This window comes from Exiguobacterium sp. s124 (assembly GCF_018617485.1).
Taxonomy (GTDB): domain Bacteria; phylum Bacillota; class Bacilli; order Exiguobacteriales; family Exiguobacteriaceae; genus Exiguobacterium; species Exiguobacterium aestuarii.
Genome location: NZ_JACSKH010000001.1, coordinates 280,175 through 299,557 on the forward strand (window position 1 = coordinate 280,175; position 19,383 = coordinate 299,557).

General features: G+C 49.3%; 21 protein-coding genes. 7 read left to right on the forward strand and 14 right to left on the reverse strand.

Going from position 1 to position 19,383, the window contains the following annotated elements; genetic code table 11:
• Nucleotides 1–7 precede the first annotated feature (7 nt).
• Nucleotides 8–1,315: an ABC transporter substrate-binding protein gene (locus KNO85_RS01550; protein WP_214786337.1), complete on the forward strand. Its 1,308-nt coding sequence runs from the start codon at nt 8–10 to the stop codon at nt 1,313–1,315.
• Between the two features lies 1 nt (nt 1,316).
• Nucleotides 1,317–2,018 carry a glycerophosphodiester phosphodiesterase gene (locus tag KNO85_RS01555; protein ID WP_214786339.1) on the forward strand — a complete coding sequence of 234 codons (702 nt, stop codon included), beginning with the start codon at nt 1,317–1,319 and terminating at the stop codon, nt 2,016–2,018.
• A 15-nt stretch (nt 2,019–2,033) separates the two neighbouring features.
• On the opposite strand, the gene KNO85_RS01560 is transcribed toward KNO85_RS01555, so the two are convergent.
• The 4 genes from KNO85_RS01560 to KNO85_RS01575 form a co-directional block, all read right to left on the reverse strand.
• A complete protein-coding gene (locus tag KNO85_RS01560) occupies nt 2,034–3,119 on the reverse strand; it encodes a GGDEF domain-containing protein (RefSeq protein ID WP_214786341.1) in 1,086 nt (361 codons plus the stop codon).
• A gap of 90 nt (nt 3,120–3,209) precedes the next feature.
• Nucleotides 3,210–3,353, reverse strand: a complete 144-nt coding sequence (locus tag KNO85_RS01565; protein WP_214786343.1) for a hypothetical protein — start codon at nt 3,351–3,353, stop codon at nt 3,210–3,212.
• A gap of 87 nt (nt 3,354–3,440) precedes the next feature.
• Complete coding sequence (locus tag KNO85_RS01570; protein ID WP_214786345.1) at nt 3,441–4,583, reverse strand: sensor histidine kinase; 1,143 nt, start codon at nt 4,581–4,583, stop codon at nt 3,441–3,443.
• 166 nt (nt 4,584–4,749) lie between these two features.
• Nucleotides 4,750–6,258, reverse strand: coding sequence for a multicopper oxidase family protein (locus tag KNO85_RS01575; RefSeq protein WP_214786347.1), 1,509 nt, complete (start codon nt 6,256–6,258; stop codon nt 4,750–4,752).
• A gap of 131 nt (nt 6,259–6,389) precedes the next feature.
• On the opposite strand from KNO85_RS01575, the gene KNO85_RS01580 reads away from it, so the two are divergent.
• Nucleotides 6,390–8,384, forward strand: coding sequence for a heavy metal translocating P-type ATPase (locus KNO85_RS01580; protein WP_214786349.1), 1,995 nt, complete (start codon nt 6,390–6,392; stop codon nt 8,382–8,384).
• A gap of 58 nt (nt 8,385–8,442) precedes the next feature.
• A complete protein-coding gene (locus KNO85_RS01585) occupies nt 8,443–9,387 on the forward strand; it encodes a F510_1955 family glycosylhydrolase (RefSeq protein WP_214786350.1) in 945 nt (314 codons plus the stop codon).
• An 18-nt stretch (nt 9,388–9,405) separates the two neighbouring features.
• On the opposite strand, the gene KNO85_RS01590 is transcribed toward KNO85_RS01585, so the two are convergent.
• The 3 genes from KNO85_RS01590 to KNO85_RS01600 are packed head-to-tail and all read right to left on the reverse strand — an operon-like array spanning nt 9,406 to nt 11,844.
• Nucleotides 9,406–10,815, reverse strand: coding sequence for a sensor histidine kinase (locus KNO85_RS01590; protein WP_214786351.1), 1,410 nt, complete (start codon nt 10,813–10,815; stop codon nt 9,406–9,408).
• Nucleotides 10,812–11,486, reverse strand: a complete 675-nt coding sequence (locus tag KNO85_RS01595) for a response regulator transcription factor (protein WP_251126079.1) — start codon at nt 11,484–11,486, stop codon at nt 10,812–10,814. Before KNO85_RS01595 ends, KNO85_RS01590 begins: the two co-directional genes overlap by 4 nt.
• A 19-nt stretch (nt 11,487–11,505) precedes the next feature.
• The gene (locus KNO85_RS01600) at nt 11,506–11,844 is read right to left on the reverse strand and encodes a hypothetical protein (RefSeq protein WP_214786353.1); all 339 of its coding nucleotides are present in this window, start codon (nt 11,842–11,844) and stop codon (nt 11,506–11,508) included.
• 168 nt (nt 11,845–12,012) lie between these two features.
• Here KNO85_RS01600 and KNO85_RS01605 point away from each other — a divergent pair, with 168 nt between their 5' ends.
• Together KNO85_RS01605 and KNO85_RS01610 are read left to right on the forward strand one after the other, a co-directional pair.
• Nucleotides 12,013–12,489, forward strand: a complete 477-nt coding sequence (locus tag KNO85_RS01605) for a DUF305 domain-containing protein (RefSeq protein WP_214786354.1) — start codon at nt 12,013–12,015, stop codon at nt 12,487–12,489.
• 197 nt (nt 12,490–12,686) lie between these two features.
• Nucleotides 12,687–13,403 carry a peptidoglycan DD-metalloendopeptidase family protein gene (locus tag KNO85_RS01610; protein ID WP_214786355.1) on the forward strand — a complete coding sequence of 239 codons (717 nt, stop codon included), beginning with the start codon at nt 12,687–12,689 and terminating at the stop codon, nt 13,401–13,403.
• A gap of 45 nt (nt 13,404–13,448) precedes the next feature.
• On the opposite strand, the gene KNO85_RS01615 is transcribed toward KNO85_RS01610, so the two are convergent.
• The 3 genes from KNO85_RS01615 to KNO85_RS01625 all read right to left on the reverse strand — a co-directional run bounded on the left by KNO85_RS01615 (nt 13,449) and on the right by KNO85_RS01625 (nt 15,167).
• A complete protein-coding gene (locus KNO85_RS01615) occupies nt 13,449–13,610 on the reverse strand; it encodes a hypothetical protein (RefSeq protein WP_214786356.1) in 162 nt (53 codons plus the stop codon).
• 87 nt (nt 13,611–13,697) lie between these two features.
• Nucleotides 13,698–14,615, reverse strand: coding sequence for a TerC family protein (locus KNO85_RS01620; protein ID WP_214786357.1), 918 nt, complete (start codon nt 14,613–14,615; stop codon nt 13,698–13,700).
• Between the two features lie 123 nt (nt 14,616–14,738).
• Entirely contained in the window at nt 14,739–15,167 is a 429-nt protein-coding gene (locus tag KNO85_RS01625) for an Rrf2 family transcriptional regulator (protein WP_214786358.1), read from the reverse strand.
• A gap of 145 nt (nt 15,168–15,312) precedes the next feature.
• On the opposite strand from KNO85_RS01625, the gene KNO85_RS01630 reads away from it, so the two are divergent.
• Entirely contained in the window at nt 15,313–16,170 is an 858-nt protein-coding gene (locus tag KNO85_RS01630; protein WP_214786359.1) for an SDR family oxidoreductase, read from the forward strand.
• Nucleotides 16,171–16,209: 39 nt separating this feature from the next.
• Here KNO85_RS01630 and KNO85_RS01635 read toward each other — a convergent pair whose 3' ends face one another.
• From KNO85_RS01635 to KNO85_RS01650, 4 genes are all read right to left on the reverse strand, one after another.
• The gene (locus tag KNO85_RS01635) at nt 16,210–17,742 is read right to left on the reverse strand and encodes a methyl-accepting chemotaxis protein (protein WP_214786360.1); all 1,533 of its coding nucleotides are present in this window, start codon (nt 17,740–17,742) and stop codon (nt 16,210–16,212) included.
• Nucleotides 17,743–17,871: 129 nt separating this feature from the next.
• Nucleotides 17,872–18,513, reverse strand: a complete 642-nt coding sequence (locus KNO85_RS01640; protein ID WP_214786362.1) for a TVP38/TMEM64 family protein — start codon at nt 18,511–18,513, stop codon at nt 17,872–17,874.
• A 78-nt stretch (nt 18,514–18,591) separates the two neighbouring features.
• Entirely contained in the window at nt 18,592–19,023 is a 432-nt protein-coding gene (locus tag KNO85_RS01645) for a DUF1801 domain-containing protein (RefSeq protein ID WP_214786364.1), read from the reverse strand.
• A complete protein-coding gene (locus KNO85_RS01650; RefSeq protein WP_214786367.1) occupies nt 19,020–19,376 on the reverse strand; it encodes a DUF2200 domain-containing protein in 357 nt (118 codons plus the stop codon). The genes KNO85_RS01645 and KNO85_RS01650 overlap by 4 nt, the downstream gene beginning before the upstream one ends.
• Nucleotides 19,377–19,383: the final 7 nt, after the last annotated feature.

Consider the following 19,383-nt stretch of genomic DNA (forward strand, 5'->3'; position numbering starts at 1 on the left):
ATGACAAATGAAAAAGTTTGGATTATTCGCAGGGTTGGCAAGTTCGGTATTATTACTCGGGGCATGTGGAAGTGAAGAAGCGGCACCGGTCGCGGCAACGACGGAAGACGGAAAGACAGAAGTCGTCTTTTGGCACGCGATGAGCGGCGACTTGGAAACGGCGCTCAACACGCAGGTCGACGCGTTCAACGCGTCGCAAGACGACTATGAAGTGAAGCCGGTTTTCCAGGGGACGTACGAGGAAGCACTCACGAAGTTCAACGCGGTCGCCGGTTCGGAAGACGCGCCTGCCATCATGCAGACGTTCGAGGTCGGGACGAAATACATGATTGACTCAAATAAAATCACGCCGGTCCAAGAGTTCATCGACAAAGAGAATTTTGACACGAGCGTATGGGAAGAGAATATCTTGAGCTATTACCAAGTGGATGGGAAGCAATACTCGATGCCGTTCAACTCCTCGACACCAGTCCTCATCTACAACAAAGATGCGTTCAAAGAAGCGGGGCTCGACCCGGAGAAGGCACCGCGCACGTATGACGAGTTGAAAGAGGCGGCGAAGAAATTGACGACGGACGACCAGACCGGATTCACGATGCTCAACTATGGCTGGTTCTTCGAACAGCTCGTCGCTGCGCAAGGTGGGCTATACGTCGATAATGACAACGGACGAAGTGGTAATCCGACGAAAGCCGTATTCGATGGAGAAGAAGGACAGAACGCCTTCAACTTGATCAAAGAGATGTACGATGAGGAGACGTTCCTGAACGTCGGTCAAAACTGGGATGACATGCATGCGGCGTTCCAATCTGGAAAAGTCGCGATGTATCTGGACTCGTCGGCCGGTATCCGTACCGTCGCAGACAATGCAGACTTTGAGATCGGTGCCTCATACTTGCCGGTACCGAACGAAGCAGACCGTCAAGGCGTCGTCATCGGTGGCGCATCACTCTGGATGGGTGATGGTATCGCTGAAGAGACGAAAGAAGGCGCATGGGAGTTCATGAAATACGTGTCATCGACAGAAACGCAAGCGCAATGGCATGTCGATACAGGCTACTTCGCCATCAACCCTGACGCTTACAATGAGCCGATTGTCGAAGAAATGTGGGTGACATATCCACAGCTCAAAGTGACGGTCGACCAATTGAGTGAGACGAAACCTTCACCGGCGACACAAGGAGCGCTCATCTCGACATTCCCACAATCTCGCCTTAGTGTTGCTAATGCAATCGAGAGTTTGTATCAAGGTGTTTCAGCCGAAGACGCATTGAAGCGTGCGGCAGAAGAGACGACCACGACGTTGGTACAGTGATATGATGATTTTTGCACATCGCGGCTATAGCGCCAAGTATCCAGAAAATACATTGACTGCCTTTAAATCGGCTCTTCCTTTTGTGGATGGGATTGAACTGGACGTCCACTTGTCGAAAGACGGACGACTCATGGTCATTCATGATGAGACGGTCGACCGCACAACGAACGGAACAGGATGGGTGAAAGATATGACCATCCACGAACTACGTCAATTGAGGATTAAAGGGTATGAACGGATTCCGACGTTAGAAGAAGTATTTGCCTTGATTAAGCGAAACGACGCTACACTGAACGTCGAATTGAAGACAGATCAATACGCGTATCCAGGCATTGAGCGACTTGCCTTGGAGGCTGTCGATGAGTTTCAGTTGACTGCCCGAGTCGTCTTCTCTTCGTTCAATCGGGAAACGCTCATTCGGATTCGGGACATCTCTCCGACCGCACGTCTCGCAGTCTTGACGCAGGAAGGTGATTCCGACATTGTCTCATTTGCTGAAACGATTCGAGCCGAAGCGATTCATGCTCAGGCTGCATTCGTTGGTTCAACAGCGTGGGAGGAGATGGGACGAACGACCATGCAGACACGACTCTACACCATTAACAACGTGCAGGATGTTCCAGAAGTACCTGTGGCAGCTATCATGACAGATGAGGTCGAACGATTCGCGAAACAAGTATACAACAACCCCGTTTTCATATGAGAAAACGGGGTTGTTTCATGTCATGATCGGTTCAGGTGATTCATAGGTTGAGATGACGACTTGGTTACGCCCCTCACTTTTGGCTTGATAGAGCGCCGAATCGGCGAGGTCGACCATCCGTTTGATTGGAAGGGCGGTACCATGTGCGACCCCGACGGACGTCGTGATGTGAATCGGTGGGAAGTCGTCTAAGTGGAACGTTTCAGCGGCAATCCGTTCCCGAATCCGGTTCGCCACTTTATCCACTTTTTCTGGCGTCAAGTCGTACATCAAAATGACGAACTCTTCTCCACCGATACGAGCGACCGTGTCGTGTGCACGCGTCTCTACTTTCAAAATGTCAGCGAACTGTTGTAACACGAGGTCTCCGTTCCCGTGACCATATGTATCGTTCACCTGTTTGAAGTGATCGATATCGAGCGCAAGAACATTGTACGTCCGATTCTCTTGTGCGATGGAAGCTGTGTACCGATCCCATACGCGTCGATTATAGAGACCGGTCAAGTGGTCTCGCTCTGATGACTGTTTGTATTCGATCGCACGCCGGGTCGTCTGTTCTAAATCGATGGTGAGGATACTCGAGAGTAGACCGACGAGCATGCCGACCATCCAAATGGTCAAGACGAGGGACACATACGCCGTATTCCATCCCATGTTGATGTAGACGGCAATTGAGATGACGAATAGCGCCCAGACGTTTAAAAAGATGCTTTGTAAGAACAGTCGCTCCCGAAGCAACCGATGAATCCAGAGCATCCCGATACTGACCACGAATGTCGCGACGAAGGCGATAAAAGCTTGTTCCGTCATCCCGAACAAAAAGCGCGTACTCGCAATGACGAGTGTCGCAATGAACAAGGGTGCCCGAGCGCCGTAAAATGCGAGGAGGACGAGCGGTAAATGACGTAAGTCCACACGTACCGTATCGTTGGCCTCGACGGCGTTGTACATCAAAAAAAGACCGAGCGCACCGGCCAACAGACCGATGATCAAGCTACGGAAAAAGTGTGAGTGGAATAGCGTAGAATGATAAATCTTCGAGATGATGTAAAATCCGGTGAACGCAACACAGGCGTTCAGTAACAAGACGGTGAGCGTCATTCCTTCACGACCTTTTCGATAGACTATACATTAACCGTAGCAGTCTTCAAAATAATGTCAATCGGAGATGTGTAAAAATTCATCTCATCTTCACGCTTTTTTCTTCGTTCCCCGAAATGCAAAAAACATGGCAATCCCGATACCGATTCCGAGCCACCAGTTATCGAGGGTCAGACCAAAGACGACGGCGAACACGATGGCGACCGGGATGGATAAGTATCCACGTTGTTTCATCTTCATTTCCTCCTCTCTTCATCACTTCTCTATTCCCAAAATTGAATCGCTTTACATCACGAAATGAAAAACATCCGACTGATCGAATCAGTCAGACGTCAATGGAAAGGAGGTTTGTGGCAAAGGACAACTCGTTCGGGTATGAAGCTCGATTGTGAAAGTCGTGCCCTCCCCGTAAACGGAATCCGCGTGGATGCCCCAACCATGGGCTTCTGCGATTCGTTTACAGATCCGCAGACCGAGCCCCGTACCTTTGATCGATTGGTGGGCGGCGGAGTCGACACGATAATACTCATCAAAGACATATGGGAGCGCATCAGCCGGAATTCCAATGCCGGTGTCTGATACGGACAAGACGACCGTATCGCCACATTCCTCGACTTGTGTATGGACCGTGCCCCCGTCTGGAGAATATTTGATGGCATTGCCAATCAAGTTATGGAGCAATTGCCGCAACTTTTCTTCGTCGGCTTGAATCCAGACGTCATTCGTCTGAAACGTCACCGCATGAAGCGGTGAGGTCGTTTGATAACCCGACATGAGATCTTCTAATAACGGACGGAGTGCGAATGTCGTCACGGACAATTGTTCGGCCGTATAACTCTCTTTTTGATAATCGAGGAAGTTATCGACGAGCCGCTCGAGCCGCTCCGATTCTTGTATCACTTGCTCTAGCATGTGATACGACTTTTCAGAACCCTCATGTCGCGCCATCAGTAATTCGGTATAGCCATGGATGGCGGTCAAAGGAGTACGGAAGTCGTGGGACAGCTCAGCAAGGAAAGCATCTTTTCGTTCTTCAAACCGAACGGCTTCCGTTTGGTCCCGCCACATGATGAAGACGCCCCGAGGTGTCCGAGTGAAGTTGAAGATGAGGTGGAGCGTTCGGTCATCGAATTGAAGACGACGTGACGTCATACTTGGCCATTTCTCTGTCTCGCACTCCAGCAATTCTTGAATCAAATGGGTGACTTGCGACATGTCTGCGCCGTGCGCTTCAAACGTCGTATAGAGAAAACGCGTCAATGCTTCCGTTGTGGGGAAGGATTGAGTCGTCATGGATGGACACCAGTGACGAAGGAGATGATTCGTATAGAGACGGTGTTTCGAGAAATCGATATAACACATCGCATCCTGTACTTCTTCCACAATGGAAGCGATGGAGAACGTATGACGGTCCTGTTTTTGACGAGCGGATCGCTTTTGCCTAACCCTACGAAATCGGCGCATCCACTTACCTCCTCGCAATCATTTGTACATTCATTCACAACAAGTATACGACATTTGAGGAGGAATCCCTATACAGGCAATAGTCCTAACAGAAACGTACCGAAATTGGGACGGATTGACGAGACGATACAAAAACCTCTCCGCATAGCAAGCGGAGAGGTCGGCTTTAGTCCGTGACTTTCAGTTGTCCCATCATTCCGTTCTCTTCATGTTCGAGGATGTGACAATGGTACATGAACGTGCCGGTTTCAGTGAAGGTAAGTTCAATCTTCACTCGTTCATCTGGAGAAACGGCCACCGTGTCTTTCCAACCTTTCTCATGGTCGGCTGGCGGGTTACCATCTCGACTGATGATTCGGAATTGGACACCATGAATATGGAAGGGGTGCGTCATCCCACCCATCATATCCGGTTTGTTTTCAATCTCCCACACTTCGGTGTCTCCGCGTTTCGCTTCGATATCGATGCGGTCCGGGTCATATGTCTTTCCGTTGATGGATACCATATTGCCCATCCCGAACAGCGTGAGTTGGCGGTCGATTTTCTCATCTGTAGAGAGCTCGATTGTTTCGCTCGTCGGCATGTCGATGGACGTCTTGTCGAGTTCGCCAATACGAAACGTAGTGAACGGTACCCCATCCGCTTCTAAAGCAACGTTATCTTTTACTTGTGAGAAATCAATCAGCACCTCGGCCCGTTCGCCTGGCGTCAACGAGATGGTCTTCATCGGTACGGGGCGCTCCAATAGACCGCCATCTGTTGCGATTTGCGTCATCATCTCTCCGTTCGACAGGGTAAAGTCAAAATCACGCGCGTTTGAACCGTTGACAAGTCGCACTCGGAGCGTCTCGGTCTGAACATCGAACGTGGTATTGACGGCTCCGTTCGCAAGAATCGTATCCCCGGTCGTTCCGTCGACGTTCATGTGGGCATCGTAATCCAATTCCCCGTTTTTAGTAAACAATCGGTCTTGTACGATGAGCGGGATATCGTCGACCCCGTATTCGTTTGGAAGGCCACTCTGTGCATCGTCGGTCACATAGAGGAGACCAGCGAGTCCCTTGTAAACTTGTTCGGCTGTCGATCCCATCGGATGGGGGTGAAACCAAAGCGTGCTAGGCTCTTGGTCGATGTCGAGTCGAACTTGCGCACGTTCACCCGCAGGCACAGCTTGATGTGGCCCCCCGTCCATTTCAGCAGGGATGACAAGACCGTGCCAGTGGAACGTTGTCGGTTCATCCAATCGGTTGATTGTATCAATCACGACCGTCTTTCCTTTCGGTAGCTCTAGCATCGGTCCGAGTAAGTCTCCGTTATACCCGAGCGTTTCTGTCGATTTTCCATCTTGAAAAAAGCGTGACGTTCCTTCATCCGCTACTACCGTATAATAGATGGCACTTTCCGTGACGCGATCTGGCTTCAATGGCGTTGGAATCGGAAGTGGTTGTTCCGATTCGTCAGATGCCTCGAGTTCTTGGATAGTTCCGTGTCCCATCGGTCCGCTATCACCATTCCCCATCATGTGATCATCCATCTGTTCAAACGTCGAATTGTCGCCCCACATATGATTCATATTGTTCATGTTCCATCTTCCATTGAATAAGACGAACAGTAGAACGAGAATGATTCCAATCAATATCCCTATCAAGAGGAACCACATTCCTTTTGATTTCATAATGTAACACTCCTTTTGTGATCAGTCCTTACTCTGTTTTACCACCTAAATGTGAAAGAAACATGAAAGTCAAAATTCGTTTATCCTGATACCGCATAGGGGTATAAAAACCGTGTAAAGGAGAGGATATTATGATGGAACATGAACACCATGAGGAAAGTCACGATTCCCATCATGGCGGACACGGACATGAGCATATGATCGATGATTTCAAACGACGCTTTTTCGTATCGCTCGGTCTGATGATTCCGATTTTGTTGTTGTCGGACATGATTCAAGAATGGTTACGATTTGAACTCGACTTTCCGCTTGAAAAGACCATCTTATTTGTGTTGTCAACGATTGTGTACGTATACGGTGGATGGCCGTTCTTGAAAGGGAGTGTGGAAGAGCTGCGGGATCGTAGTCCAGGCATGATGATGCTCATTGGCTTGGCGATTAGCGTCGCTTACTTTTATAGTGCGGCTGTCGTTTTCGGATATGGAAGTGGGCATGACTTCTTTTGGGAACTCGCTTCACTCATTGTGATCATGTTACTCGGTCACTGGATTGAGATGCGCTCTGTCATGGGTGCGTCGAATGCGCTGGAACAACTCGTGCAACTCCTGCCGAACGAGGCGCATCGCATCAACGGGGAAGACATAGAAGACGTTCCCATCTCTGAATTAAAGGAAGGGGACCGGATTCTCGTCAAACCGGGGGAGCAAGTTCCCGTGGACGGGAAAATCGTGAAAGGACGGACGACCATCGATGAGTCGATGTTGACCGGCGAATCGGTCCCGGTCGAAAAGACAGAAGGCGAAGATGTCATTGCGGGATCCATCAACCAAGAGGGCAGTTTGACGATTGAAACGATCGGTACGGGAGAAAGTACGTATTTGTCAAAAGTGATCGAATTGGTGAGCGAGGCCCAAAAATCGAAGTCACGGGCTCAAAATTTGGCGAACCGTGCAGCGAAATATTTGTTCTATATCGCAATTGCGGCGGGGGTCATCACGTTCACAATCTGGTTTATGCTCGGATACTCGGTTGGAACAGCGGTCGAACGGATGGTGACGGTCATGGTCATCTCATGTCCACACGCACTCGGACTGGCGACACCGCTCGTCGTTGCCGTCTCGACAGCGTTATCGGCGAAACAAGGTCTCCTCATCCGCAATCGGACTCAGTTTGAGGAAGCACGTCGACTCGATGCGGTCATCTTTGATAAGACCGGCACGTTGACGAAAGGGAATTTCGGCGTCACGGACGTACAAGCGAGCTCATCTTACACGGATGAAGATGTACTTCGATTAGCAGGGGCTGTCGAACGGGAGTCGCAACACCCGCTCGCGCAAGGAATTTTGCGAGAAACCGAAAAACGGGAGTTAAAATTGTCGGCTGTCGACAACTTCGGATCGATGACAGGTGTCGGATTAGAAGGGTCGGTCGATGGTTCGCATATTCAAGTCGTCAGTCCACGCCATATCCGTGATCAGCATATTCAAATCGATGAGGAGACGTTCCGTCGACTCTCCGAGGAAGGGAAGACCGTTGTCTTTGTTTTGAAAGACGGAGAATGGGTCGGCATGATTGCGATGGCCGATTTAGTACGGGAAGAGTCGAAAGAGACCGTCGAGGAGCTTCGTGAAAAAGGTGTTCGTTCCATCATGTTGACGGGGGACAATGAAAAAGTCGCGCATTGGGTCGCCAGTCAGCTCGGGATTGACGATGTGTATGCTGAAGTGTTACCGGACGACAAGGCGAATCAAGTGAAGGATGTTCAAAAAGATGGTAGCAAAGTGGCGATGGTCGGTGATGGGATTAATGATGCTCCGGCACTAGCGCAAGCGGATGTCGGCATCGCCATCGGGAGTGGGACGGACGTTGCCGTCGAGACGGCAGACATCGTCCTCGTCCGCAGTAACCCAAAAGATGTGCTATCCATTCTAGAGCTATCACAAAACACATATCGGAAAATGATTCAAAATCTATGGTGGGCCGCAGGATATAACGTCGTCGCCATTCCGCTCGCTGCAGGGGTGCTGGCTCCGGTCGGAATCATTCTATCACCAGCCATCGGTGCTGTTTTGATGAGCTTGAGCACGGTCATCGTCGCCATCAACGCCCGACTTTTGAAGATTTAACAAGTTTTTCATCTTTAGCACGTATGCTAGATGGGATGCTACAGATGGAGGGATCAAGATGAAACGAACGTTGATGCTATCACTTTTACTGACGCCACTACTTTTATCGGCTTGTGGTGCAGAGGAAGAACCGTCAGACACTAGTCAATCAGAGAGTATGACGACAACCAAAAAAGACGAGTGGCAACGCGTGAGAGCGGATGAGATGGTGTCCCACATCCATGGGGCTGGATTTTGGCAAGACGACAACCGTCCGGTCATTGCAACGCATGCCGGATTGATGGAGTATCGAGAAGATGGCTGGTATACACTTCCGACGAATCGCCACGACTATATGGGCTTTGAACTCGTCGAAGACGGGTTTTATGCAAGTGGTCACCCGGATCGCCGAACGGACTATAAAAACCCGCTCGGTGTCATCTACGGGAAAGACCACGGTACGATGTTAGAAGTACGGTCACTCGAAGGAGAAGCGGATTTCCATTATATAAGCGCCGGATATGCGACAGGAACGTTGTACGTCTATTTAGAAGAGGCGACGTCCCAACTCGAGACAGGTTTCCATCGCTCGACAGATGGAGGGAAGTCATTTGAACCGATGCAGGTGAAAGGGATCGAAGGAGGACAAGTAGCAGGGATTGTCGCCGATGCGACGGATGCGGAGCGCGTCTTCTTGTACGGTCCGTCTGGGATCCTCGTTTCAAATGATTCCGGGGATTCATTTGAGCCACTTGTTGAAGCGGAACAGGTAGTCACGGTTGGAGCGGATGATGGGCAGTTGGCTTACGTCCGGCAGACAGACGGTTCTTTCGAAGGTGTTCGATTCAACTTAGACGCTGAGTCGACAGAGACGTTCAATCTTCCAGAACTTCAAACGAACGCTGTGCCAATCGAATTGGCAGTCAACGAGGAGCACATGTTGCTTGTTGCATCGGATAATAGCGTATATGAGTTTACAGACGGGGAATGGGAGATTCGCCTCGACAAAGGGGAGCTCAACTGATCAAAAGACGCCTTTCCATTACAGGATAGGCGTCTTTTTGTCGAGGGGAAGCGTGACGGTGAAAGAGGTACCCGATGCATCGGAGGATACCGTCAACGTCCCGCCGTGGCGAGTGACGATTTGATCGGCGATGGCGAGTCCGAGGCCACTACCACCGGTCTGTCTGGAGCGTGATTTTTCCACGCGATACAGCCGGTCAAAAATATGAGGCAAATCTTCTGTCGGAATGCCTTTCCCGTCATCGCTGATGGTCAAGACGAGGTGTGTGTCCGTGACGTGTGAGTAAAGCGAGACATGCGAGGCCTCGCTATGTTCAATCGCATTATGGGCGATAGAGCGGAAGACTTGAAGCATGCGGTGACGATCTAATGTAAGCGCGATATCTGGTTGTCCTGCGCTCGGTGAAGCATCGAAGCGAATCGTCGTCATCCGGAACATTGTATCGAGCATTCGGCGTAAGTCCGCACAAAACGTGGTGACGGTCACTTCTTCTCGATGCAACAAGAACGTGTTTTCATCGAGTTGTGCCAATTGAAACGCATTTTCGACGAGTTCGGTGAGCGAACGACTTTCTTCTAAAATGGTTTGAATCGATTGTTTGCGAAGTGATTCAGGCGTACTCTCTTTTGAAGCGATCTCGGCATACCCTCTCAAGTAGGTGAGAGGGGTCTTAATTTCATGCGAAAGATCGGAAAGGAACTGATGCCGTTCTCGTCGCAGTCGAGATAGTTCGACAGACATCGATTCGATTGAGCGGGCCAATTCGCCGATTTCATCGACTCGGTTCGTCGGCAATTGTAACTCGTCCGGGTTCGTGAGCACGTTCTCTGTCGCTCGTCTCAACGACTCAATCGGTTTTGAAATGAGACGGCTCAGGAGAATGAACGTCAGCACGGTCGTCACGAGTGCGATGGCCGTGATATATAGAAATCGCCATTGAAGGCGGTGACTGATCCCATGAATGATCTCGGTCGGTAAAAACATATAGACGTATCCATATCGTGTGCCGGCATCGTCCGTAATCGGTGTGCGGACACTCAAATACGGTTCGTTTTCCCAATCATCCTCTAGAACGGTCGTGTCATCAAAGGGACCAGTGCGTTTTTTCGAATCGACGGTGTCGACTAAGACTTGAGGAAAAGAGTGCGAAGTTTGTAGCGTATCATGAGCAGTATCGGTAATAGCGACTTTCGTGTCGGTCTCACTTTCCATGGTGGCCACATGACTGATCGTTTCTTCCGAAAAATTCATCGCCAATACGCTTGCATGGCTCTCGGCCCGAGATTCGAGACGATTGATTTCTTCTACCACGCGTTCCCCGAGTAACGTGTGATAGAGGAGAAGGAATAACACCCCTTCAATCAAGAGGGTGGATAGGAGAAAGACGAGGCTAATCCGAAACGGTAAACTGTTACGACTTCGCTTCATCCAGAACGCTCCTCGGTCCAACGATAGCCACGTCCCCAAACCGTCTTCAAATAGTCGTCGATTGGAAATCCAGCATCCCCTAACTTTTCTCGAATCATACGAATATGTGCATCGACCGTACGAGGGTCGGATTCGGCAGAATAGGGCCAGACGAGGTCATAGAGATCCAAGCGATTGAAAAGTCGATTCGGATGCTGGAGGAACAACTTCAGGATGGCCGTCGCTTTTGGGGTGAGGACGACCTCTTGTTCTTCATAAAGGATGCGTCCGCTCTCTTCGTCGTAACGGAGCGGACCATAATGGATATTCACAACCTTGCTTCGCCGTAAGACGGCACGGATCCGGGCGAGGAGCACGTTCCCATCGAATGGTTTGGTGACGTAATCATCCGCACCGGCATCTAGCCCTTGAATTGTCGTCTCATTGTCTGAACGTGCCGTCAACAAGACGACAGGCAATGTCGGATCGATCGTCTTTAGTTGACGACAAAGGGAGATACCATCCACTTCCGGCATCATGATATCTAAGAGGACAAGGTCCGGGCGTTCTTCAATTTGTTCGAGTGCTGAACGGGCATCGCTTGCTTCTAAACAAGAATAGCCATCGCTCTCGAGAAACAGACGAATCAAATGTCTCATTTTTTCTTCATCGTCCACAATGAGGATTTTCATCACGCATCCCTCCTTCCTGTTATCGTTCCGCGTGCTTCGCGTGATTTCCTTCCGGAACGAAAAGAGTCTGTAGTTGTTCATATGCACGTGTCACGTCTCGACAGTAAATAACTGGTACGCGCGCATCAATCGGTCGATCCGTAACGATAGCCACTGCACCGTTTCGGATAGCTGCTTTCACCAGGTCGACGCCGCGTTCATTGACGGGGCGATTACATACATATAAAAAAGTTTTATTTATTTTTTCTGGTGTCGTCCCGATTCCACGAATCGCCATCTCTTCCGGACGATCGAGATAGGACCACGATAAGACAGAATCCAATGTTGCCAGTACATCACGCAGTGTCACCTGTTGCATCAATGTTCCCCTTCCTTGCATAATCTCAATTTCATCAGTCTACCCTACGTTTGTGAAAAAGAAGTGAAAGCTTTGGAAAACACGCTATGACTGAGAAAGATGCAGGTTTGAGTGCAGAACAAGTAGGTAAAAGTACTTCTACATGCATAACGAGAAAGGGTGAACGAGATGAAATCGTACGGAAAATTTGGAATCATGATTGCGGTCTCTACATTTTTGATGTACTGGCTCATGTATTTGAACGTCTTTCAAATCAATCATATCTTCTATAGTCAGACGAGGTTGTATATGGCACTCATCATGGGATCGGTCATGGCATTCGTCATGCTTCTCTTTATGTGGGGGATGTACAAGAACAAAACACTTAATTTTATCATCCTAGGGGTCAGTGTCCTCGTCTTCAGTGCCTCGCTCTGGCTCGTACGCAGTCAGACGACGGTCGATGACGTCAGTTGGATGAAGGCAATGATTCCCCACCACTCCATCGCCATCTTGACGAGTGAGCGTGCGGAAATCGAAGACCCGCGTGTGAAAGAACTGTCTGAAGAGATCATCAAGGCGCAGCGCCGTGAAATTGAAGAGATGAAGCAACTGATTAAAGATTTAGAGGATGAAGAAGAGAACGCAGAAGAGAATCAAGAGTAACAGGCATACACAGTCATGATTGACTGTGTATGTTTTTTTGATTTTAGGAAAAATGAGGGAAGTAAGTTAGAATTTGTTTTCCTTTATTTGAAATATAAATGACATATTTGTCGATTCGTTTTGGTGGTAAAATTTTTTCATCAAGATAATATAAAAAATAAAAATTTAAATACATAATTGAAAGGATTTACCATACTATGAAACGAAAGATGCTTTCTCTCCTCTGTGCTGCATTGCTCACCATCGGAATCTTCACCCCAGCCGGTACGCCTGCTGAAGCAGCGACCACGTATTATGTCAAAGTCACGACCAACAGTTTAAACGTCCGTTCGGGCCCAGGCACGACGTATGCGATCGTTGGAAGCGCGAAGTTAGGCCAGTCGTTCAAGTATCTCGGCGTAAGCGGGGGATGGACGAAAATCAACTTTAACGGGACAGCCCGTTACGTATCGAGTACATATGTGAAGAAGTATAGTGTGACGACACTCTCGACGACGTCGACAGCAAAAATGATCATCCCGACAAAAGGAACGTTAACGCAAAAATACGGTCCAGCGAGCGGACAATACGGCTACACGTTCCATAACGGCATCGACTTGGCGGCACCGAGAGGGACTCCAGTCGTGGCGGCCGCATCTGGACAAGTCATCGTCTCCCGGAACTACGGGGCGTATGGGAATCACATCATGATGACCCATCAGTTAAATGGCCAAACATACATCACGGTATACGCACACCTCGACCGCCTCAATGTCGTCAAAGGACAGACGGTCGCAAAAGGGGCGACAATCGGAGCGGTTGGCAACACCGGCAACTCATTCGGAAACCATCTCCATTTTGAAGTACATCGGAACAGCTATGTATATAGCAGTTCATCGCCAGCAAACAGCATTAATCCGTATACGATGTTTTAACGTAAAAGCACGCGCTCCTCATATTTGGGGGCGCGTGCTTTTACGTTAATGGATGGTCGTTCGTTTGTTCCGTCCGATTTGGTTGGCGACGACGAGGCTGACACCAAGGACGACACCAAACACCAGTCCGAATAGGTTGTTGAAGAGTAACATGAGGATGATCCCGAAAACGAGACCGATACTCATGAGGCCAATCCGATCAAACATAGTGAATCCCCTTTTCTGTAGTTGTGCACCTCATTGATTACCCGATTTTCAAAGAAAGAACACCGACGAAATGGATCGATTGATTCATTATACGTGTTTGGACGAACTAGGTTTCGTTTTGTAGAAACTATAGAGGACGCTAATCAAGATGACGAGAATGATTGTCCCGAGCGACATCCAAATCGGCATCTTGTACACATCGCCCAAGATCATCTTCGCCCCGATAAAGACGAGCATAAAGCTGAGACCATGTTTCAAATAGTAGAAACGGTCGATCAAGTTGGCGAGGACGAAGTAGAGACTACGGAGTCCAAGAATCGCCATGATGTTCGCATAGAAGATGATATACGGGTCACGCGAATACGCGAAGCTCGCGGCGACCGAATCGACGGCAAAGACGATATCCGACAATTCGATGAAGATGAGCGCGATGAAGAGCGGCGTGAAGAACAACTTCCCATTGATTCGCTTCGTGAACTTCCCTGATGAAATGTCTTGCGTGATCGGAAGGCGTCGCTCGAGCCAACGAATCGTCTTGTTCTCCTCGAGCGACTCGTCTTTCCCGATATTTTTATACATCATCCACCCTGTATAGACGAGGAACGCTCCGAACACGTAATAGACCCAACCGAAGTTTTCTAAAAGCGATACCCCAGCGACGATGAAGACGGCGCGGAAGAAAATGGCTCCGAGAATTCCCCAGAATAACACTTTGTGCTGATACTTGAGCGGGATGGCGAAGTAGGCAAAGACGAGCGAGAAGACGAACACGTTATCAATTGCGAGTGCTTTTTCGATGAAGTATACACTCGCATATTCTGTCGCCGCCGTACTACCTTGCGTGTAGAACAACCATCCTCCGAATACGATTGCAATTCCGATCCAGACAAACGTCCATGTCCATGCCTCGCGGAGCGAGACTTCGTGTGCCTTACGGTGGAACACCCCGAGGTCAAGCGCGAGCATAAAGATGACGATGAGTAAAAACCCGATGAGTAGGGTCAACAACAATTCCTCCTTTTAAGTTCGTATGAACCTCTATGTCATTAATTTAAGTTCATTTGAACTCAAAGTCAAGAGGTCAATGAAAAAACCACTCTCTAAAGAGTGGTTCATGAAGTGAATCTTTCAATCTGCAAGTTGTTCGATGTCTTTCACGACATCTCCGAGTGTAATCTGTTCAAGTACACGTTCCATTGCAGATTGGGCGGTTATAAAGAGGGGTTCGATCGTTGTTTGGATATTTCTTCCGACTGGACAAGCGGGATTTGGTTGGTCATGAATCCCGAACAATTCATTCGGTTCAACGACAGAAACAGCTTGATAGATTTCGAGAAGTGAGATGGCGTTTAGTGATTTTTTTAGGGTTGCGCCGGCCACACCGGGTTTGACCTGAATCAATTCAGCTTTTTTCAACATAGCCATAATCTTTCGGATAAGGGCAGGGTTTGTATTTACGCTCCGCGCTAAAAAATCTGATGAGATGACTTCTGGTGGTGAAAGCGCGACAAGAGTCAGCATGTGGATGGCCACCGAAAAACGACTACTGATTGTCATAAATCTCTCCCTTTCTATTCATACGTGTAAACAACTTTGTTACATGTTTAGTATAACAGGGAAAGAGTAATTGACAAATGAGTTACCTGTAATTATGATGGTTACATGTAATTGATTCGATTACAAGTTGAAGGAGGAAAATAAAATGAAATATTTAATCACCGGGGCAACCGGTAAATTAGGGTCAAAAATTGTAGAGGAGTTACTTAAGTCAATCGATGCGAGCGACCTTGCTGTCAGCGTACGGAATCCAGAGAAAGCAGCATCACTGAAAGAACGTGGGGTCGACGTACGCCACGGGGACTTCGATCAACCGGACACACTCGATGAAGCGTTCAAAGGCGTCGAACGTCTCTTGATCATCTCGGCAGATGGAGACAATGACACACGAATTCGTCAACATACGAACGCGGTCGAGGCGGCGAAACGGGCAGGTGTCTCATTTATCGCCTATACGAGTCTGGCCGATGCGACAGATAGTGAGAACTTGATGGCACCCCCACATGTCGTCACGGAGGAAGCGATTGTAGAATCGGGGATTCCGTATGCGTTCTTGCGCAACAACTGGTACTTAGAGAACGAGTTGTCGAGTATTCAAGCAGTGCTTGATGGGGCGCCATGGATCACGGCAGCACGGGACGGGAAGGTCGGATGGGCACTTCAACAAGATTATGCGGAAGCAGCGGCGAACGTTTTGTTGAAAGAACAGCAGGAGAGTGCGGTATATGAATTGTCGGGACCGCTCCATACGCAGCAAGATCTCGTCGATGCATTGAGTGAGGTGCTTGGTCGCGAAGTCGCGATGCAAGAGTTGAACCTCGAAGCGTATGAAGAAACGATGCGCGGGGCAGGACTACCTGATGACGTGGTCGCACTTCTCGCTGGCATTCAGCGAAGCATCCGTCAAGGAACGCTCGAGATTCACGAGAGTGACTTTGAACCGGTTCTCGGACGTCCGGTCACACCGCTCGCTGAAGGGATTCGACAACTGCTCGACAAATAAACCAACATTCCCCCGACCAAACGGTCGGGGGAATTTGTGTTAGGCGCGGGATGCGTGATTTTCGAGTTGTGTCGTCACATCTTCAAGTGCGTTCGCTGTGACGGCGAGTCGGTCTGACATGGAGCTAAGCTCTTTTTGGATGGCGACTTGTTCTTCTGTTGCGGCAGCGACATGGTGGATTTGTTGCTGGAGTTCGCTTGCCGCATGCTTTGTTGATTCGAGTCGTGTCTCGAGCGTTTCCATCTGGGTAGTCACGTGTTGCCGAGTCTCTTGAATCGACGCAATCTGTGCATCGATTTCAGACACGTCTTCCGTGAGTCGACCGAAGACGGCGGTCACATCGTTCGTGACGGTTTGACAGTTCTCCGTCGCTGCTTTAAACAAATGAGCGGATTTCGATACAACCGTCGTATCCTCCATCAATCCACCGAGGACACGTGTCATCTCGGACGCATATTCTCGAGACTGGACGGCAAGTTTGCCGACTTCTGAGGCGACGACAGCAAATCCACGACCGGCTTCTCCGGCACGAGCTGCTTCAATCGAAGCGTTCAAGGCGAGCATATTCGTCTGTTCACTGATCGAGCCCACTTGCTGCAAGATGCCTTGGATTTCAGATGAACGATTCGACATCGTTGCGACGATCCGTTCGAGTTGTTCAGACTCGGTGATGATTTCTTGCACTTTTTCTTCCATGAGACGCATATCCGTATTCCCGGAAAGGGCATCTTTCGCGATACGTGACGAGGCAGCGGCCGTCTGAGCCATTCGTTCTTGGATGAGTGCAGTGAGTGAGCGGATCGATTGGATCTCATCCGCCCCTTGTACCATCGATGTTTGTTGCGATGAAGCGTGCGCAACGATCGGGTCGACGGTGATGGCGATCTGTTCGCCTGATTCGAGTGATTGGTTCGCAGCCGATTCGAGTTCTTCCGCGTGGCTATTCAAGGACTGAACGAGGGAACTGACGTCATGAATTGCTTGTCGCAATAACTGTCGCGTCTCTTGTTCGTGCGCTTCGACACGTTCCGTTTCCTTGTTTCGGAAATGAATCTGGGCGACGAGTACCGCACTTAGCAGGATTAAGTACACTGCATGGATAAGCAACAAGCTGAACGGATAATCGCTCGTTCCACAAATCATCTCAGGGAATAAAGCATATCCCGCTAAATGCTGGACAGCGAAGATGCCGGCGCTGTAGAGGATCAAATCGATGCGACGCATGAACGATAAGATCGCCAAGACGACAAAGATGGAAAAGTGATATTCGACGAGCCCTTGTCCACCGGCGATCGTCGAGATGCTCGCGAAGGTGAGCGTCAACATCATCCAGTGCGGGAACGTCTTCTGTTCTCGTTTCAAGCTGACGAACATCATCCCGAAAAAGACGAGTGGAAGAGCGAATAACACCCACGTCATAGTTGAATACACATAATCATCTGCACCGTTCCGTAAAATCGTATACGTATAGGCAAATTCTGTGAATCGGTGAAGCAAATGGACAACAATCGACGTCATCACAATCAATAACGTCGTCAACAACATCAACTGATTTCGTCTCGTAAAACTCATGTTTCTTTCCTCACATTCTCGTGTTCATTTGTTGTGGCTCTATACATATCGGACGAAGTTCATTGATGTTTATATGAATTACACATTGAGCGCACAAAAAAAGAGCATGAAGCTCTCTTTCATGAATTTTTAATTTAACCCAAGCCATTTTTTAACCGGTTCACGGAAGATATACGTCACGACAATCAATCCGACGAAGACGAGTGCGGCGATGAAGATCGTGGTGACGCTACCTGACGCGAGGCTCGCTCCGAGAAAACTATAAGCGAACGTCCCGGGAATCATGCCAAGAACAGTCGCTGGGACGAAGGCTCGGAAACGGACGCGGGAGATGCCTCCGGCGTAACTGAGTAAGTCGAAACTGACGAGCGGGATGAGCCGTAAGACGAACACATATAAGAAACCGCGGCGCTCCATCTGGGTGAATAGCTTCTCCGACCAAGGGTAACGGTCGACGTTAACGACCGAGCGTCCGAAGAAGCGTCCCATGACGTAACCGGTCGTCGCAGCAGCGGTCGCACCGATGATGATGTAGAGTACCCCAGGCCAAACGCCGAACGCGAGACCGGCTCCAAGTGATAGCACGGATGTCGGTAAAAAGGCGACCGGACCGATGGCGTATAGAAAAATAAAGAATAACGGACCCCAAAAACCAAACGACAAGACGATATCCCGTATGTCAGACGGACGCAACTCATAATGGAAATGGGTGATGTAGAACAACGTGCCAAATACGAGTAAAAACAAAGTGATTTTAAGCCAACGTGGCATGAGGCGCCCCTCCTTTTTTCTAAGCATACCGCATTCATCGTTCATGACAGAAAACGAATGTGCGAAAAAACCGAAGCGTTAGCCTCGGTTTCCTTCATAGCGTTGAATCCATTCATCGACAGATATTTTTTCGGCGAGTTCCCCGACCAAATCAAACGGGATCCGCTTCACGTTGTTGAAGCGAATACAGCTTTTCCCCATGTCGAGTTTCGTCGGGACGCGTTTCGCATACTCTTGTTCGAACCAAGCGAGTAGTTCGGGATCAGCGTAAATCCCCATATGATAAAGCCCGACATGGCGCTTTTGTGCGATCACGCTGATGAAAGGAAGGGGTGTACCCGGCGTCACATGATAACCCGACGGATATCGCTCGAGCGGGACGACGTAATGGACACCATGTCCGTCCGTCGTCTTTTCAAACCCGTCAGGTAAATGGTCATCGATGACCTCAATCAGATGGATGAAGGAATCGAGCCGTGCCTCGTCCACAAGTGTCGTCACGTCCATCATGATTGGCCTCCTCGCAAGATTTTCTCCATTTTCTTCCCCTTCGCCAATTCATCAATAAGCTTATCGAGATAACGGATTTCACGCATGAGTGGTTCTTCGACGTTTTCGACGCGGACCCCACAGACGACACCTTTGATGAGGGAGCGGTCTTCGTTCAAATGAGGCGCTGAAGCGAAGAACGTATCAAAATCAACCTCGTCAGCAATCTGACGCGCGAGTCCGGTCTCGTCATACCCGGTTAACCACTCGATGATCGTGTCGACCTCTTCTTTCGTACGTCCTTTTCGTTCGGCTTTAGCGACGTAGAGCGGATAGACGCTCGCAAAGCTCGTCGTATAGATGCGGTGTGCCATAGGTCTC

What these genes read in the sequence shown, in the direction of transcription:
- KNO85_RS01550 (WP_214786337.1), top strand. Translation starts at nt 8, where the DNA reads ATGAAAAAGTTTGGATTATTCGCAGGGTTGGCAAGTTCGGTATTATTA.
- KNO85_RS01555 (WP_214786339.1), top strand. Translation starts at nt 1,317, where the DNA reads ATGATGATTTTTGCACATCGCGGCTATAGCGCCAAGTATCCAGAAAAT.
- KNO85_RS01560 (WP_214786341.1), bottom strand. Translation starts at nt 3,119, where the DNA reads ATGACGCTCACCGTCTTGTTACTGAACGCCTGTGTTGCGTTCACCGGA.
- KNO85_RS01565 (WP_214786343.1), bottom strand. Translation starts at nt 3,353, where the DNA reads ATGAAACAACGTGGATACTTATCCATCCCGGTCGCCATCGTGTTCGCC.
- KNO85_RS01570 (WP_214786345.1), bottom strand. Translation starts at nt 4,583, where the DNA reads ATGCGCCGATTTCGTAGGGTTAGGCAAAAGCGATCCGCTCGTCAAAAA.
- KNO85_RS01575 (WP_214786347.1), bottom strand. Translation starts at nt 6,258, where the DNA reads ATGAAATCAAAAGGAATGTGGTTCCTCTTGATAGGGATATTGATTGGA.
- KNO85_RS01580 (WP_214786349.1), top strand. Translation starts at nt 6,390, where the DNA reads ATGATGGAACATGAACACCATGAGGAAAGTCACGATTCCCATCATGGC.
- KNO85_RS01585 (WP_214786350.1), top strand. Translation starts at nt 8,443, where the DNA reads ATGAAACGAACGTTGATGCTATCACTTTTACTGACGCCACTACTTTTA.
- KNO85_RS01590 (WP_214786351.1), bottom strand. Translation starts at nt 10,815, where the DNA reads ATGAAGCGAAGTCGTAACAGTTTACCGTTTCGGATTAGCCTCGTCTTT.
- KNO85_RS01595 (WP_251126079.1), bottom strand. Translation starts at nt 11,486, where the DNA reads ATGAAAATCCTCATTGTGGACGATGAAGAAAAAATGAGACATTTGATT.
- KNO85_RS01600 (WP_214786353.1), bottom strand. Translation starts at nt 11,844, where the DNA reads ATGCAACAGGTGACACTGCGTGATGTACTGGCAACATTGGATTCTGTC.
- KNO85_RS01605 (WP_214786354.1), top strand. Translation starts at nt 12,013, where the DNA reads ATGAAATCGTACGGAAAATTTGGAATCATGATTGCGGTCTCTACATTT.
- KNO85_RS01610 (WP_214786355.1), top strand. Translation starts at nt 12,687, where the DNA reads ATGAAACGAAAGATGCTTTCTCTCCTCTGTGCTGCATTGCTCACCATC.
- KNO85_RS01615 (WP_214786356.1), bottom strand. Translation starts at nt 13,610, where the DNA reads ATGTTTGATCGGATTGGCCTCATGAGTATCGGTCTCGTTTTCGGGATC.
- KNO85_RS01625 (WP_214786358.1), bottom strand. Translation starts at nt 15,167, where the DNA reads ATGACAATCAGTAGTCGTTTTTCGGTGGCCATCCACATGCTGACTCTT.
- KNO85_RS01630 (WP_214786359.1), top strand. Translation starts at nt 15,313, where the DNA reads ATGAAATATTTAATCACCGGGGCAACCGGTAAATTAGGGTCAAAAATT.
- KNO85_RS01635 (WP_214786360.1), bottom strand. Translation starts at nt 17,742, where the DNA reads ATGAGTTTTACGAGACGAAATCAGTTGATGTTGTTGACGACGTTATTG.
- KNO85_RS01640 (WP_214786362.1), bottom strand. Translation starts at nt 18,513, where the DNA reads ATGCCACGTTGGCTTAAAATCACTTTGTTTTTACTCGTATTTGGCACG.
- KNO85_RS01645 (WP_214786364.1), bottom strand. Translation starts at nt 19,023, where the DNA reads ATGATGGACGTGACGACACTTGTGGACGAGGCACGGCTCGATTCCTTC.
- KNO85_RS01650 (WP_214786367.1), bottom strand. Translation starts at nt 19,376, where the DNA reads ATGGCACACCGCATCTATACGACGAGCTTTGCGAGCGTCTATCCGCTC.